The 16055-nt window shown below is 32.4% G+C and carries 17 protein-coding genes; 4 read left to right on the top strand and 13 right to left on the bottom strand.

The annotated features are described in order from the left end of the window. Nucleotides 1–250 precede the first annotated feature (250 nt). From FDY99_RS17925 to FDY99_RS17910, 4 genes are all read left to right on the top strand, one after another. Nucleotides 251–832, top strand: a complete 582-nt coding sequence (locus FDY99_RS17925; RefSeq protein ID WP_228448830.1) for a hypothetical protein — start codon at nt 251–253, stop codon at nt 830–832. Nucleotides 833–915: 83 nt separating this feature from the next. After that, nucleotides 916–1620: an ABC transporter ATP-binding protein gene (locus FDY99_RS17920; protein ID WP_139423129.1), complete on the top strand. Its 705-nt coding sequence runs from the start codon at nt 916–918 to the stop codon at nt 1618–1620. A gap of 74 nt (nt 1621–1694) precedes the next feature. Then, nucleotides 1695–2141 (top strand): hypothetical protein, encoded by a 447-nt coding sequence (locus FDY99_RS17915; protein WP_139423128.1) that lies wholly within the window; start codon nt 1695–1697, stop codon nt 2139–2141. Nucleotides 2142–2459: 318 nt separating this feature from the next. Then, on the top strand, nt 2460–2900 hold the full coding sequence (locus FDY99_RS17910; RefSeq protein ID WP_139423127.1) for a hypothetical protein: 441 nt from the start codon (nt 2460–2462) through the stop codon (nt 2898–2900). A gap of 40 nt (nt 2901–2940) precedes the next feature. Here the strand turns inward: FDY99_RS17910 and FDY99_RS17905 are convergent, their stop codons facing one another. The 13 genes from FDY99_RS17905 to FDY99_RS17845 all read right to left on the bottom strand — a co-directional run bounded on the left by FDY99_RS17905 (nt 2941) and on the right by FDY99_RS17845 (nt 16037). Beyond that, a complete protein-coding gene (locus FDY99_RS17905; protein ID WP_074230247.1) occupies nt 2941–3741 on the bottom strand; it encodes a patatin-like phospholipase family protein in 801 nt (266 codons plus the stop codon). Between the two features lie 124 nt (nt 3742–3865). After that, complete coding sequence (locus tag FDY99_RS17900) at nt 3866–4480, bottom strand: PH domain-containing protein (protein ID WP_079465405.1); 615 nt, start codon at nt 4478–4480, stop codon at nt 3866–3868. 153 nt (nt 4481–4633) lie between these two features. Then, on the bottom strand, nt 4634–6022 hold the full coding sequence (lpdA, locus tag FDY99_RS17895; protein ID WP_139423126.1) for a dihydrolipoyl dehydrogenase: 1389 nt from the start codon (nt 6020–6022) through the stop codon (nt 4634–4636). 216 nt (nt 6023–6238) lie between these two features. Then, a complete protein-coding gene (locus FDY99_RS17890; RefSeq protein WP_139423125.1) occupies nt 6239–6502 on the bottom strand; it encodes a hypothetical protein in 264 nt (87 codons plus the stop codon). Between the two features lie 97 nt (nt 6503–6599). Then, a complete protein-coding gene (locus FDY99_RS17885; protein ID WP_139423124.1) occupies nt 6600–9263 on the bottom strand; it encodes a glycoside hydrolase family 3 N-terminal domain-containing protein in 2664 nt (887 codons plus the stop codon). 236 nt (nt 9264–9499) lie between these two features. After that, a complete protein-coding gene (locus FDY99_RS17880; RefSeq protein ID WP_139423123.1) occupies nt 9500–10939 on the bottom strand; it encodes an alpha-L-fucosidase in 1440 nt (479 codons plus the stop codon). A 90-nt stretch (nt 10940–11029) separates the two neighbouring features. Next, on the bottom strand, nt 11030–11923 hold the full coding sequence (locus FDY99_RS17875) for a TIGR01777 family oxidoreductase (protein ID WP_139423122.1): 894 nt from the start codon (nt 11921–11923) through the stop codon (nt 11030–11032). 127 nt (nt 11924–12050) lie between these two features. After that, nucleotides 12051–12761, bottom strand: a complete 711-nt coding sequence (locus FDY99_RS17870; RefSeq protein ID WP_139423121.1) for a YqjF family protein — start codon at nt 12759–12761, stop codon at nt 12051–12053. A gap of 72 nt (nt 12762–12833) precedes the next feature. Then, nucleotides 12834–13298, bottom strand: a complete 465-nt coding sequence (locus FDY99_RS17865) for an SRPBCC family protein (protein ID WP_139423120.1) — start codon at nt 13296–13298, stop codon at nt 12834–12836. Nucleotides 13299–13375: 77 nt separating this feature from the next. After that, nucleotides 13376–14062 (bottom strand): fatty acid desaturase, encoded by a 687-nt coding sequence (locus tag FDY99_RS17860; RefSeq protein ID WP_228448829.1) that lies wholly within the window; start codon nt 14060–14062, stop codon nt 13376–13378. Between the two features lie 105 nt (nt 14063–14167). Then, entirely contained in the window at nt 14168–14980 is an 813-nt protein-coding gene (locus tag FDY99_RS17855; RefSeq protein WP_139423119.1) for a thiol-disulfide oxidoreductase DCC family protein, read from the bottom strand. A gap of 18 nt (nt 14981–14998) precedes the next feature. Beyond that, nucleotides 14999–15385, bottom strand: a complete 387-nt coding sequence (locus tag FDY99_RS17850; RefSeq protein ID WP_139423118.1) for a hypothetical protein — start codon at nt 15383–15385, stop codon at nt 14999–15001. Nucleotides 15386–15533: 148 nt separating this feature from the next. Beyond that, nucleotides 15534–16037 carry a GbsR/MarR family transcriptional regulator gene (locus FDY99_RS17845; RefSeq protein ID WP_102978608.1) on the bottom strand — a complete coding sequence of 168 codons (504 nt, stop codon included), beginning with the start codon at nt 16035–16037 and terminating at the stop codon, nt 15534–15536. Nucleotides 16038–16055 lie beyond the last annotated feature (18 nt).

Genomic DNA, 16055 nt, shown 5'->3' with positions numbered 1-16055 from the left:
TACCTACAGTTCTTGTGTAATTTATTGAGATCTAACTTTTAAGCATTAATACTTTTATAAAAAATTCTAGATACGTAGAATAAAATTGAATTTTAAAGTCATTTTCTTCACTATATATTACGATTTGCATAATATTCAAAAAAAGACAAATTAAAAAAAAACATTATTTTTGCTTAGTATAAAAAAAATGGTGTTTGTGATTTTATCTGTAAATTAGCATTATCAACCAAAATATTAAATTTACAATAGTATGAAAAAAATAATTTTACTCCTCACTTTATTTTCCGGAATATCGGCATTCTCACAGATAAAGGTTCTGAAAAATGAAACATTAATTGAAATAGGAAAAGACAACTCTGTCGGCTTATATAAAAAAGAAAATAAATTCACTTTTAATTATCAGGATATCAACACGAGTAATTTGAACACTTTCAGGTCATTTTCATTTAATGATATGAACGGTGATGTGCAGGAACTTTATAAAATGATTACTGATGGGTTTATTGATCAACCTACCGGAAACATTTCTTTAGAACTTCCTAATGATATTATTGAACTTCAATACGAGAGAAACTACGGTCAGCCAACGGTACAGATTATTCAATATATCAACAAAAATAAAAAGTACGTCGGTAAATCTCAGTTTTTAAATAAAAAACAGATTGATAAAATCTTCGGTATTGGAACTCCAAAAGCTGCATTGTACACCAAATCTGCAGTAAAACAAACCCCGGTAAATGCGATGAATAATACCTCGGCTCAAAGCTCAGCAAATACTTATCAAAACAACACTCCGAAAACTCCGGAAAAATCTCCGAAAAAGAGAAAATAAATCCGTTTTTATAATATATATCAACTCATTCCTACCGAATGAGTTTTTTTATTTCTATTTTTGTCAAAATATTTCATTGTACTATGTCTCTTCAGGTAATTAATCTAACAAAGAAATTTGGTGAGCAGACTGCTCTAAACAATATCAACATCAACATTGATAAAAGTGAAATCATCGGTCTTTTGGGTCCTAACGGAGCCGGAAAATCTACTTTGATGAAATCTATTGTCGGTGCACTGAAAATTGATGAGGGTGAAATTATCTTTAACGGAAAAAATATTTCAGAGTACGAAATTGAAAGCAAAAAAAATATAGGATTTCTTCCTGAAAACAATCCGCTTTACCTGGAAATGTATATAAAAGAATATCTGCAGTTTGTTGCCAATATTCATAAAATTTCTGAAGCAAGAGTGGATGAGGTCATAGAATTGGTCGGAATTACTCCCGAAAAATCTAAAAAAATAGGTCAGCTTTCTAAAGGTTACAAGCAAAGAGTTGGTTTAGCACAGGCTATTATTCATCAACCCGATTTATTGATTTTAGATGAGCCAACGAACGGTTTAGATCCCAATCAGATTTTAGAAATCAGAAATGTGGTAAAAGAAATCGGGAAAGAAAAAACAGTTTTACTTTCTACACACATTATGCAGGAGGTTGAAGCACTTTGCACAAGAGTAATTCTTATTCATCAGGGAAATATCATTCAGGATTGTAACATCAACAATTTTAAGGGAAGATTCAACAGTCTGGAAGAGGCTTTCGCAAGTTATACTGCTACTGTTTCTTGAAATAGAAATCTTTGATGAATTGTGAACGGCATTATATTTGGATTATAATCATTTAACAAATTAAATGCTATAAAATGATCAAAAAAATTTTATTAGGAACTTTCTGTATATCACAATTTTCATTAGCATATGCTAATGAAATTCCAGTTGAATCAATACATAATCCTTTGATATCTTATGTCAATAATTTTCAAAAAGTACCCAAAACAGTTATCATTAAAACAAAAAAATTAAAGATAAAAATTGACAAGCAAGAAAATGGCAAATACCTTTACCAATCTTGGAGTGTGAATTCAAAATTGACCTCAAAACCAAGTATGATTATTAAGAATGGAAATCTTATTCTAAATGATAGTACTGAAGGTCATTACTATTATGAGTTTAAAAAGGGTGGATACGTTTATCAAGTTTGGCGTTATAATCAAGTTACAGGTGATCCTATTCCGCCTTATGCACTGATTATAAATGACACCTCTGGAAATCAAATTTCCAATGAACCCTGCATCATACTTAAAAATTAATATTAAGCAATCCTCTTTTGAGCAAAAATTATTTTTAAAGACTTCAAGTATTTGTTTTAGTTTTGGAGAAATAAACAAAATACATTACAGTAATAATTGAGAAAAAATCATCTAAAAAAGATTTTTTTGATCTCCTTATTAAATCTTATAAAGTTTTGAAATTAAGGTTGGAAATATAGACATTAAAGAACAAAGGAGGAGGGAAATTTTACATTTAGAATATGAAAAACTATCTTTCATCGATGATTTCAAGTAAAAAATGAAATAGTTTATTGGCTTTAAATTTGATTCCCATCTTATAATTAAAACAAAATCAACATGATTAAGAAATTATTATTGGGAACTTTGTGCATCGCTCAGTTTTCCCTTATTGCCGCTCACGATTTAAAACAAACTTCAAATTTTACAGAAGATAATGGAACAGGATATTTTCAGAATGTTCCTAAAACGGTTATTATTAAAACAAAAAAATTCAAAGTAAGAATCGATAAACAACCGAATGGAAATTACCTGTATCAATCTTGGGGAGCCAATACAAAAATTACGGCAAAACCGAGTATGATTATCAGTAACGGAGAATTAGTTCCGGACGGATCGGGAGGTAATTATTATTTCGAATTTAATAATAACGGGACTCTTTATCAGGTATGGAGGAATTATTTAACAGACTCTCCGAAAAAAGCACCTTATACCTTAGTTGTCATCGATGGAAACGGCGAAACTTTGGTAAGACAAGATGCACAAGTCGTAAAAAATTAAAACTCATCAACTCTCGCTTTAAAGTGAGAGTTTTTTTGTTTTAAGAACCAAACTTTTTCAACTGCGTAAAGTAATTACTTTCTGCAAAGCTTTCTTTGGCAGCACGATATCCTATATTAAATATTTGTTCTAAACGGTCTTTTTTACGTTCAAAAGTTCCGTAGCTTGATAAATCCTGAGACGAAATCAACCAATCGCAATGCTCAAATTTCACCTTTTCGATGCGATAAGAAAGCAAATCATATGATCGCGAAACAATTGATTTTATCGTCTTCAAATCATCGATTTTAATATCGTGAGGAGGCGAAACAAACACCCCGATCAATTTATCACAATCATCACGGATAATATCTGCCGGAAAATTATTCAAAACACCTCCGTCACAGAACATTTCTTCGCCTAAAATATAAGGTGTTGTAATGCCGGGGATCGAGCATGAAGCGATAATAGCATCAGTAATCAAAAAGTCATTATCAAAAATTTTCTCAGTTCCACCAACCAATTCGGTTGCAACGATCTTTACTTCTTTGTCAAGATCACCAATCTTCATATCATTGAAAATCGGTTTCAGATAAGTATTAAAAATCACCGAAGAAACCAAACCAGGCTGATTAAATGTAAAATGTTTCCAATTAAAAAAATACACCGATTGGAAGAAATCTAAAATTTCTTCAGGCTTTTTCCCGATTGCATAAAGGCAGCCCACAATAGAACCAGCGCTACAGCAAGCCAGAATATCTACATCAATATTTTGTTCGTTCAAGAATTTTAATACTCCAGCATGAGCGATTCCTTTGGTACCGCCGCCTGATAAAACCAATCCTGTTCTTTCAAAGTTCATTAAATAAATGTAAGAAAACATCCTTAAACATTACATTTAAGAAATCTAAATATTTTGTTAATTATTTAAACAAAAAACCACAGACAAAATCTGTGGTTTAATTTTATAAATAGAATTTTAAATCCTAATTATTAATATATTTTTCAAAAATTCTTGAAAAATCTTTTTGATTATATTTATCAAAACTGTTGGTATTCCAGGCAAAAATATACTCGTTGATCGCTCTTAATTCCTGACTTTTTGAAACATTTTCCTGTTTTCCTGATGCAACACTACCAATTGCTTTCTGTATACTGTCATTTGAAAAATTCAGCAAAGAATGATTATGATGAACTTCCTGCTGAATAGCCAAAAGCGCTTTATAAAGGTCTTTCAACTGATCAATCTGACCTTTCGCAACACTGATCATCAAAGGAACATTTCCGATATCAAATGAAATTTCAACATCCAAGTCGATCGTTCCTGCAGTTTGAAGAGCTATATTTGAAAAAGGAAACTGATAATATTCGTATCTTCTCAAAACTCGTTTTCTATCCAGTGCACTTGCTCCGTCGATATGAATTAACGCTCTGTTTGTAAAACAGTATTCGTCTCTTTTAGATTTAATTAAAAAGAATATTTTCTCATTATCTTCAGATAAAATATAATCATCAGAATCTACCTTATCATAATCCTGAGATGGAATAATTTTACCGATATCACCCAATCCTAAAGCTTCCGCAGCTAATTTTTTAAACATATAATTTGTACTTTATTAAGTGGATAAAATTAATAAAATATGCGAGATAAAAATGAAAAAGTTATTTAAGACAAAGAAAAACCACAGACAAAATCTGTGGTTTTAATATTATTGAACTTCGTCAAAGATTTACACCTCTGTCAAAGCGAAAAATTAAATGTGAATCACTTCACCATAAGCAGCAGCAGCAGCTTCCATAATTGCTTCAGAAACTGTTGGATGCGGGTGAATTGACTTAATGATCTCGTGACCAGTCGTTTCTAATTTTCTAGCAACAACCGCTTCAGCAACCATATCAGTTACACCTTCACCGATCATGTGACAACCTAACCACTCACCGTATTTAGCGTCAAAGATCACTTTAATGAAACCATCTGTATTTCCGTTTGCAGTAGCTTTTCCACTTGCAGAAAGAGGGAATTTACCAACTTTAAGCTCGTAACCTTTTTCTTTAGCCTGCTTTTCGGTAAGACCAACAGAAGCAACTTCCGGGTGACAGTAAGTACATCCAGGAATATTACCATAGTCGATTTTCTCAACGTGCATTCCTTTGATCTTTTCTACACAAGTAATACCTTCAGCAGAAGCAACGTGCGCCAAAGCCTGAGTTGGGATAATATCTCCGATTGCATAGTAACCAGGAACTGAAGTTTCGTACCATTCGTTTACCAAAACTCTGCCTTTATCTGTCTGAATTCCCACTTCTTCAAGACCAATGTTCTCGATGTTTGCAGCAATTCCTACAGCAGAAAGCAAGATATCAGCTTCAAGAGTTACGTTTCCGTTTGCAGTTTTTACAGTAGCTTTCACACCGTTTCCGCTTGTGTCAACGCTTTCTACAGAAGCATTTGTCATGATCTCGATCCCTGATTTCTTAAGAGATTTTTCTAAATGCTTAGAAATATCCTCATCTTCTACAGGAACGATGTTTGGTAAAAATTCTACAACAGTTACTTTGGTACCCATTGTGTTATAAAAATCAGCAAACTCAACTCCTATAGCTCCAGAACCTACAACGATCATAGATTTTGGCTGCTCAGGAAGAGATAATGCCTGTCTGTATCCGATTACTTTTTTACCATCTTGAGGTAAATTTGGCAACTCTCTAGAACGAGCCCCTGTAGCCAAAATAATGTGAGTTCCTGTATATTCAGTTACTTTTCCTTCTTTATCTGTAACAGAAACTTTTTTACCTTTTTGTACTTTTGCAGTTCCTAAAACAACATCGATTTTGTTCTTTTTCATCAAGAACTCAATTCCTTTGCTCATTTTAGAAGCAACACCACGGCTTCTCTGAATAACGTTTGGAAACTCAAAACTAGCTTCCACTTTATTCAAACCATAGTCTTCTGCATGATTAATATAATGAAAAACCTGAGCCGACTTCAACAAAGCTTTGGTTGGAATACATCCCCAGTTAAGGCAGATTCCTCCTAAGTTTTCTTTCTCGATAATTGCAGTTTTGAAACCCAATTGTGCCGCTCTGATTGCTGTAACATATCCACCAGGACCACTTCCGATGACAATAATATCGTAATTCATTAGCTTAAAATTTTTATGCGAATTTAAGGAAAAATATTGGATGTTTTGCGTTTCTGAAAATTCGTGAAGCAATGCATAACGAACATGGTTTTCATTTAATTATAAACAAAAAAGAGAACACAAAAACGTATTCTCTTTTAATAAATTTATTTAATAGTAAAAATATCGTAAAATTAAACACTTGTTCAAATTTTCATTTTACCATATTTTGTACATCTATTTGGCAGATCTCAACAATTTCTTTTCGTTTTGATAACGTACGTTTAAAGCTTTAAGCTGATCTTGTTTCATTTTTTTGGTAGCAATCGGATGATTTATGATCAGTTTTTTTTCAGTATTGTACCTTTTATTTAACTCATTCAGTTTACTGTTGTATAATTGTGTTTTCGAAGGATGTGGCGGCGGAGTTGGATGTTTCTGTGCTAAAACACCTGTTGACAATCCTACTAACAAAATGGTTGATATCAATAGCTTTTTCATAACATTTAATTTTTTTGAATGATTTTAAAACCAATTAATTTCATTCAGGTTTAAAGTGATTATTACAGATATCGTACCATATTTTTATAACTTCAATTTATTGAACTTCAACACTCTGTTTTAAAGGAAGATTTTTTGAAGAATTTCCTACAAAAATCCTATAGGTTCCTTTTTCCACGATCCAGTTCATTTTCTCATCTAAAAACTGTAGTTCTTTTACCGGAACTTCAATCGAGATCTGTTTAGACTCTCCCGATTTTAAATATACTTTTTTTAAACCTTTCAACTCTAAAATGGGCCTTGAAACTGAAGCTAGCAAATCTTTTACATATAACTGAACAACTTCGCTTCCCTCTTTTGAACCTGTATTTTTCACATTGACTTTTGCTACAATGGTGTCGATTTCAGAATATTTTGTTTGATTTAATTGTAAATCAGAAATTTCGAAAGTCGTATAACTCAATCCAAAACCAAACGGATACAACGGTTCGCCACTCAAATCATGGTAATCATTTCCTCTTCCTGTCGGATGATGATTATATGTTAAAGGCAACTGACCTTCCTCGATTGGAAACGTAATTGGCAATTTTCCTGAAGGATTTTCAGCTCCAAAAAGAACTTTTGCAACCGCATTTCCACCTTCTTCTCCTGGATACCAAATATCTAAGATCGCGCCCACTTTATCTTTCCAATCAGTCGTTTTTATCGCAGAACCACCGACCAGAATCACTGTTGTTTGTTTATTTAATTTTGAAACTTCATCAATAAATTGCTCCTGATTTCCCGGAAGACTCAAGGAAGAACGGTCTTGAAATTCGCCTTCATGAATTCCTGCGGTAACGATAATGTAATCTGCATTTTCAGCTAATTTTAAAGCATCATTAAAATCTTTTTGGTAATTATTTATACCATAATTCCAGATCAGTTCTATGTTTGCTTCTCCCCTATTTTCATGAAACTCAATAACAATATCAGATTTTTGACCTTTATTAAGATCAAGCTCAACCGTTTTCGTTGAATAGCTTAGCTTTTCCCAATTGTCGATCGATAATTTTCCGTTTAAATACAATCTAAAACCGTCATTTCCTCTTAAACCTAGTTGATATTTTCCTGAATTTGGAGCTTCCAATTTTCCTGTCCATCGAACGCTGTAATTGTCTGGCTGTAGTTTTTCAGGGTTTGGAGAATACAAGGTCCATTTGAAATTCAATTGTTCGTCCTGTTTTTCAAAAGCAGGGTATCCTTTTAAATCTGAATTGGAAAAATAATTTCCTTTTAATCCTTTTTTATTTTCGAAAGATAAAAACTCGCTCGGAACAGTGACAAAATTCTTTAGATTCCAATCGATTCCTTTTGAATAAGTGATTTCAATATTTTTATTTTTAACGAAATTTTTAATTCCATCCAAAATACTTACTTTCTTATTTCCCGGCCCGGAATAACCTCCCAATCTTGCATCAACCGCATCGGTTCCAACAACCAAAATCTTCTTTACATTTTCAGAAATTGGAAGTGTCTGATGAGTATTTTGAAGCAAAACAAAAGATTCAACAGCTGTTTTTTCGGCTAAAGATTTATGATTGATTTTCTTTAATTCTTCAATATTTTTGTTGGAAACATAAGGATTTTCAAACAAACCCAGTTCAAATTTTGCTCTCAAAACTCTCGAAACGGCATCATCAATTCTCTCCTTCGAAATTCGTCCATCCAAAAACGGCGGAATAAACAATTTATAATGTTGATATTCTGTCTGAAAAATCACGTCAAGTCCCGCATTGATAGCTTGTGCAGAAGCATCGTCATAATCTTTTGCCGTAAAATGCAGAACATTTGCACCGCCAACCGCACTTGCATCGCTGATGACAAAACCTTTGAAATTCCATTCGTTTTTTAATTTTTCGGTCAATAACCAATGATTTGCGGTTGAAGGTCTTCCATCCAACAAATTATAAGAAGTCATCACCGAACGGCTTTTCCCTTGATTGAAAGCTTTTTGAAAAGGAATTAAATGCGTTTCTTCCAAATATCTTTTGCTCCAATGAATTGGATATGAATCTCTTCCGCCTTCACCTACATTTGCTAAAAAATGCTTCGGAGTGGTAATAATTCTCATATTTTCAAAAGAACTGACAAAATTTACACCCATTACAGAAGTCAAAAACGGGTCTTCGCCATACGTTTCCTCTATTCTTCCCCATCTAACATCACTCGCCAAATTCACAACCGGAGTTAAAATCTGACGAATTCCTCTCAATTTTGATTCTTTAGCAATGGCTGTTGAAACTTCTTTCATTAACTCAGGATTGAAGGTTGTCGACAAACCGATCGCCTGTGGAAAAGCGGTTGCACCTTCACGCATTAATCCGTGTAAAGCCTCATCAAAAGGAATAATAGGAATTCCCAATCGCGATTCTTCAACAAAATATTTTTGAATGGCATTGATTTTTTTTGCTAATCTTTCCGCATCTTCATTGGCATTGTATTTCAGTAATTGTCCGGCAACTCCACCACCCTGATTTCCTGCACTCACCTGCAATCCGAAAATTCCGTGGGAATATTGACCTTTCGGAACATTGTCCAAATCTCCGGGAATCATAAAACATTGCCAGAATTTTTCTTCGGGAGTCATACGTTTTAGCAAATCCTGGACTCTAGCTTCAACAGGTTGTTTGGGATCTTTGTATAAAGGTTTTTGAGCGGTAATAAATGTCGTGCTCAATAATGAAATTACTGTAATTTTAAAACGAAATTTAAAGCACATAAATAATTTGATTTAATTATTGTTCTTTTGTTTCAAGACAAAAGAACCAAAAATTCAAGACTTGGAACTCTCCGCTAAAAATAAAATCTGTTCTCTAAAAATTCTAAACTCGCGCGAATTTGATGTTGGTTTTTCAGTTCAACATTTGTTTCGCGCTCAAACAATAGAATTTTTAGAGAACAGACTTTATTTTCTTAACGCTCCGATTTCCTAGGTCACTTTAATTACAAATTCAACTATTGTGTAATTTGAATTACGGTTGAATATTTTAATTGAGTTCTTTCTTTTGGTAAGACGAGTTCAATTGAATTGCCTGTTTTTTTCCATTGAATTTTATTTTTTAAACCTAAAATTTTCACTGACTTAGGTTTAAAATTTTCAGGAATTGCAAAGCTTAATGTCTCCGGAGATTCATAATTTGTTTTTTCATCCAAATGGAAAACATTCACAGTTTTGCCGTCTTTACTTTGAGTATAATAAAAATTCTCATCATGATAAGGCGCAATAGCTCTTGTTGCAAAAACTGCAGATTGATTGTCATTCATCCAAGCTGAGATCTCTTTTAATCTTTCATAAACGATCGCATCATAATCTCCGTTTGGTCCGGGAGCAATATTCATCAGGTAATTTCCACCTCGTGAAATTATTTTAACCAAAGTTTCAATGATTTTTTGAGACGATTTGTAATTGTCATTGGGAACATATGAAAATGAATCACCCATCGTAATGCAGCTCTCCCAAGGAATTGTAAGAGGTTTTTCGGGAACGGCTTGTTCGGGAGTTACATAATTTTCCCATTTTCCAGGAACAGTACGGTCTACAACGATAATTCCGGGTTGATTTTTTCGAGCCATTGTTCCGATTTTATCCATGTCAATATCCTGTTCAACTTTGATCGTTCTTTGCCATTCAACATTTGGATCTATGGTGTGAAACGGACGAACCCAACCTCCATCTAACCAAAGAATATCTACTTTACCATAGTTTGAAGTGATTTCATTTAACTGGTTAAAAGTGAAATTTTTAAAACTGTTCCATCTTTCAGGATACTTTTTCGGATCGTAATTTACATTTCTGTCTTTTGGCGGAAAATACGACCACCAATAATCATCGGAATGCCAATCGGGTTTTGAAAAATAGGCTCCGATTTTGAAGCCGTCATTTCGAAATGTATTGAAAATTTCCTTTGTCACATCCGCTTTTGGATTTTTAGAGAAAGGAGTTTTTGAAGAAGTAATCTTATAATCAGACTGTTGCGTATCAAACATCGCAAAACCATCGTGATGTTTTGTTGTGAAAACCACATATTTCATTCCCGCTTTTTTTGTTGCATCTGCCCATTTCTGAGGATTGAATTTCGTCGGATTAAAAGTTTTCTGAAGGTTTTTGTAGTTTTCTACATATTCATTGTAAGATTTTCCGTGTTCAGGTTTTCTTTGAGTCCAGGATTCATCTTCGGGACAAAGACTCCAACTTTCGACAATTCCCCATTGGCTGTACGTTCCCCAATGCATGAAGAGTCCGAATTTAAGATCCTGCCAATTTTCAAGATTTTGAATGACCATCGGATCTGTAGGTTTTTGATAACCTTCCGAAACATTGTGCGCTTGTGAAAAAAAAGTAGATGATATGAGTAATGATGAGAAAAATAGTGTTTTAGTTTTTTTACTTAACATAAAGTTTAGTTTTTCGCTAATTTAATCATCATTTGATAAATTCACAAACGGTTGTTTTTTCGAGTTTTCTTCCTCAGTTTTCATTTTTTGCTAAACCAAATCTTTAAATGCAATTTCAACATTTGGATAAGTAAATTTAAAACCGTTATTCATTAATTTTTCAGGATAAACGTTTCGGCTTTTTAATAATAATTCGGTTTCTGTTTTTAATAATATGGAAGCGATTTCCAGTTGCAAAGCTGCAGCGTTTAAACCCAATGGAATTTTCATTTCTTTTCTTAATTTTCGCATAAATTCTTCATTAGACAAAGGATTTGGAGCAGTTATATTAATTTCTCCTGAAAGATTTTTATTCTCAATAATATATTCTACAGCTTTGCAAAAATCATTAATATGAATCCAGCTTACATTTTGGTTTCCTCTTCCTTGTTTTCCGCCCAAACCCAATTTTGTAATCAATTTTAATTTGGTAAAAGCTCCCCCATTATTTCCTAAAACAATCGATGTTCTTAATGCAACTTTTCTAGTTTCTTCATTTTCAGTTTTAAAAAATTCTTTTTCCCAGCTTTTACAGATGTTCATCGAAAAATCATCGCCGATTATCCCTTTTTCTTCTGTATTTAAATGTGTTTCTGAATGAACATAAATTGTTGCCGAACTTGCATTCAACCATATTTTTGGTTTGTGGATACAGTTATCAACCGCTTGCTGAAGTACTTTTGTGCTATTAATTCTTGAGTCGTAAATTTCCTGTTTGTTTTTGTCTGTATATCGACAATCGACAGATTTTCCCGCCAGATTGATTAAAACATCTGAATTTTCAAGCAAATTTTTCCATTCACCTAATGTTTTTGCATCCCACAAAATTTCGTTTTTTCGTTTTGGATTTCTCGTTAAAATATACACTTGATTTCCTTTTTCGGTAAAATATTTTTCGAGATTTTTTCCGAGGAAACCGGTTCCGGCAGCGATGATTATTTTCATTGGATTTTATTTTAGTTGTTGGTTGCTCGTTAATGGTTTTGTGTGAGATGCTTCGGTTTCGCTCAGCATGACATTTCTAATACTAACTTTTTTAAAAATTTACAACTTACTTTTCACTTGGCTCTTTTTACTTTTGCACCAAATATTTCTTCATTCTCACTTCGATTTCAGAGCCTTCTGCAAGCATTACAGAGATTGGTTTCTGATGATTTAAACATTCAAAATCTTTTCCGTAGACTTTTTTAAAATCAACTTCAAGCTGGTAATTTTTCACCATATACCACTCCCATTTTGGATGGCAAACTTCGTATTCTGAGGTTTTATCATCTTTTTTCGTGAAACCCCAATAATGCTCTGTGATAAACTCAAATTCAGAATCATCTTCCATCGTTCTAGATTTATTTTCGGCCGTAATCTGCATAGAATGCCACTCTTTATCTTTCCATGAGTATTTTACAATCAAATCGTCATCAGTAAATTTGATATGATTTTTCATTTTTAAAGTTTTATAATTCTCTTTATAGACGGAATTTGCGATTACACTTAATGCATATTTCGGAACAATCTCTTTGATGAAAACTACTCCCCGTTTCCATTCGTGTCCTTCTTTTTTCTTAACATAAAATCTTAAATTCACTTCTTCAAAGTTTCGATAAAAAGGAATTGAAAGTCCCAATAATTTGGTATTTAAAAACATAAATCCAACCAAACTTACATAACATTTCCCTTGGTAGAAGTCTAATTCTGTTCCTTTTGGAAGATATTTTAATAATATATCGGGATTAATTTCGTAGTTGATGATGGCTAACTTTCGCCATTCGGCTTTTAAAAATTTCATGATGGTTGGTTGTTTATATTTAATGGTCTTGCGTGAGATGCTTCGACTTCGCTCAGCATGACAGTTCTAATACTAAGTGTTTATTTTATTATTTTCTGCTGCATTTTTAATCATCTCATTTCTTTTTACTAAAAATTTTTTCATATAATTTTTCAGAAAAAAATAATTGAACAATTGACCGATAATTCCAAAAGGTGATTCGAACTCTAAGATATCTGTCATTATCGTGTTTTTGCCATCTTCTCTGAAAATATGCTGATGTTTAAAAGATTTAAATCTTCCTTTCAACATAACATCTGTGAATTGATAAGGCTTCTTCATATCTACAATTTTTGAAGTATGGGTTTGGTAAAATCCTAAATGCTTTGCTCTCCAGGTTACCGTTTCATTGAGTTCAATCATTCCTGAAGTTCTTCCCGCAATTGCTTTTTCATTGGTTTTTGAAGTTGATTTTTGATGCAAATCAATATCTCTTGACAAATCGTAAACGTTGTGGATATCTGATTTGATGATTGTTGTTAAATGGATTGTAGACATGATTTAATTTTTTATTTGATAGGATTTTATCCTATCCTGATTTAAGTCGTCCCTTCGGGACTCTATTTTTTATACCTTTAAAATGTTTGCTTCTTATTTAGTTCCGGCAAAACGTTATCGATTCTTGCTGCTAATTCAGGTAATTTTATGGTAGGAACTGCGGGAAAAAGGTGGTGTTCCATGTGATAAAACATGCTGAAGGTCAATTTATTTTTCCAAAATCCTCGTTGGGTTCTTGCAATGTTTGGAGTTTCGTGGGTGTCGTGATGAACCGTCCAAACTGCAAAAAATGCCATTAAAAATTCACCAAAAAACATAATTAAAACATGATATATTAAAAAATCAATCTGGAAATAAAAAGCAATGAAAACAAAAACAGCAATCGAAATCAATTCTAAAAACATATTCTTTTTGTAGTCTTTATTGGCTAATTTAAAAGTCATCCAATGAATTAAGAACATATGTTTCGGTCCGTATAAAATGGCTTCATACCATTTCATTGAAGCCGATTTTCCTTCATAATCTTCTTCGGAAAGACAAAATTTATGATGTCTGATATGATTAAATTTCACAGCATGAATAGATGCCATCATCAAAATACTGTTGAGATACATTGAAAGCCAAGTGAGAAATTTACCGGTTCCTAAAGAATTGTGAAATCCGTTGTGAACCTGTCTTAAGGCAGTCAAAAAATAGAATCCAGAAAACGGAAGCGCTGCCCAGTAATATCCTTTGTAAGCTAAGAATAGAGATATAAAAGCCATGGCAAAGAGATATTATTTTCTATCAACATTTCTTTTACGGAAAGCTTTTTAAGATCTTCCATACTACTTTTTTGGTGAGTTCAAGATGATTCATTTTGCGTTTTTTTAGAAATTTAACCAAATAATGATTGCCAAAGCTGTCAATCTGAAAAGCATCCAAGATATTGTAGGAAGAAGATTTAATTTTAAAATTCTGCATCTTCTGATGTGTTCTAAAAACATGATGAAAACTACAATTCCAAAATAACTAAGATTGAAAAAAGGACTTGAATTGATGAATAAAACAGGAACTAAAAGCAAGGTTCCGATTAAGGAAACCGTCATCATATTTCCGAGATAATCCCAATTTTTCTCCTTTAAATACATTCTTAAAAATAAAGTTTGCCAAACAATTTGCCCTAAGCAAATGATTAATTCTCTGGCGAAATTCTGATTTAAATTTAAGCCTAAGTTAGAACTAAAAATACCCAAAACCAATCCCGAAAAAAGAGCAACAAAACCTATATAAATCAATCTATATTTCAAGTTGAAATCTGGAACGCAAGAATTCTTGATATCATCATTTTTTGATGGAATAATCTGTTTTCTGTTGTAAGAAACGAATGAATACAGCTTTTTGAAAAACCAATACAAAGGTTGTATTCTTGCAATTTTCTCTAATTTTGGAAACGAGTTTCCGATAATCAAAAGCAAACTGTCTAAACCATAAATTACCTTATTTTTGTTGTGATCAACTAAAGCTATTTCATTTTTTGCACGGTTGAAATCGATGAGGTTTTTATTCTTAAAACTTAGTTCAGTAAAGGCTTCTCTTCCACTTTCATTCAACATTCCGGATTTTATAAAACCTTTAGAATAGATATTACAAATCGGACATTCGTTGTCGTAGATCAGGGTGTGATTTTGCAGGGTTTTCATTTTTATAATTTTAAATCATTAAGAATTTTGCACTAATTCATGATAGTCTTTATAAACAATAATTAAATAACAGATTGCCAAAATTGGTGTAAGAGGAATTCCAAACATTAAAATAAATCCTATAAAATTTGTCACCCAATCTATATCGTCAAAGATCATTATAAGCAGCAGTGAGATAAGAATTGTAAGACTTATAAATGAATAAATTTTAAATTCTGTGCTTTTGGAATAATCTTTTGAAAACATTCTAATCAGGAAACTTACCGTGTGGAAAGCTGCCATTAAAAAATATCCTAACCAGCTATAACCTTTTTCAAAAACTGCAATATCTGTAATCAAAAGTATGATAAAGCTCAAAGCGACAAACATTTGGGTATAATAATCATATTTAATAAAAGTTTTCATAGCAATAAATTTTAAAAGTTGAGTCTTTTCGTTTTTCCTCCGAAATAAAAAATCAGAACTAAATGAATGATTAAATTTTTCATAATTATAATATTTTCAATAATTTTTGAAAGTTTGTGTGAAAAAAAAAAGGATTTTAAAGTCCTTTTTATTTTAATAAGTTGGTAATCTTTCCGACCAACCAATGATCATCACTTTTTATCGCAAGATCCATAATATTGTTTATTTTACTCGTTACATTGCTAAAATCATCCATCAATTTGATAAATTCTTTAGCTTCTTCAGAATCGTTGTCATCGATATTTTTTAGTTCATCTAAAAAAGCTACAACCGGTTCTATTTCTCTTTTCCTACGCTCTTTTGTAATTTGTTTAAATAAAAACCAGACATCTTTTTCAGCGATAAAATATTCTTTACGATCACCTTTAATGAACTCTTTCTTTACAATGCCCCAATCCATCAACGCACGAAGATTCATATTGGCATTTCCTCTCGAAATTTCAAGCATTTCCATTACCTCATCGGTAGAAAGCGGTTTTCCGTTGGCCAAAAGTAAAGCATGAACCTGTGCCATTGTACGATTGATTCCCCAACTCGTCGCAAATGTTCCCCAAGTTTGAATATATTTTTCTTTAGCTTCTGAAAGTTGCATTTTCTTATCTTTTTAATT

Origin of the sequence: Chryseobacterium mulctrae (assembly GCF_006175945.1) — a bacterium.
GTDB classification, from domain to species: Bacteria; Bacteroidota; Bacteroidia; order Flavobacteriales; family Weeksellaceae; genus Chryseobacterium; species Chryseobacterium mulctrae.
Note: the sequence above shows the minus strand (reverse complement) of the source record. Positions and strands in the feature narration are given on the sequence as shown.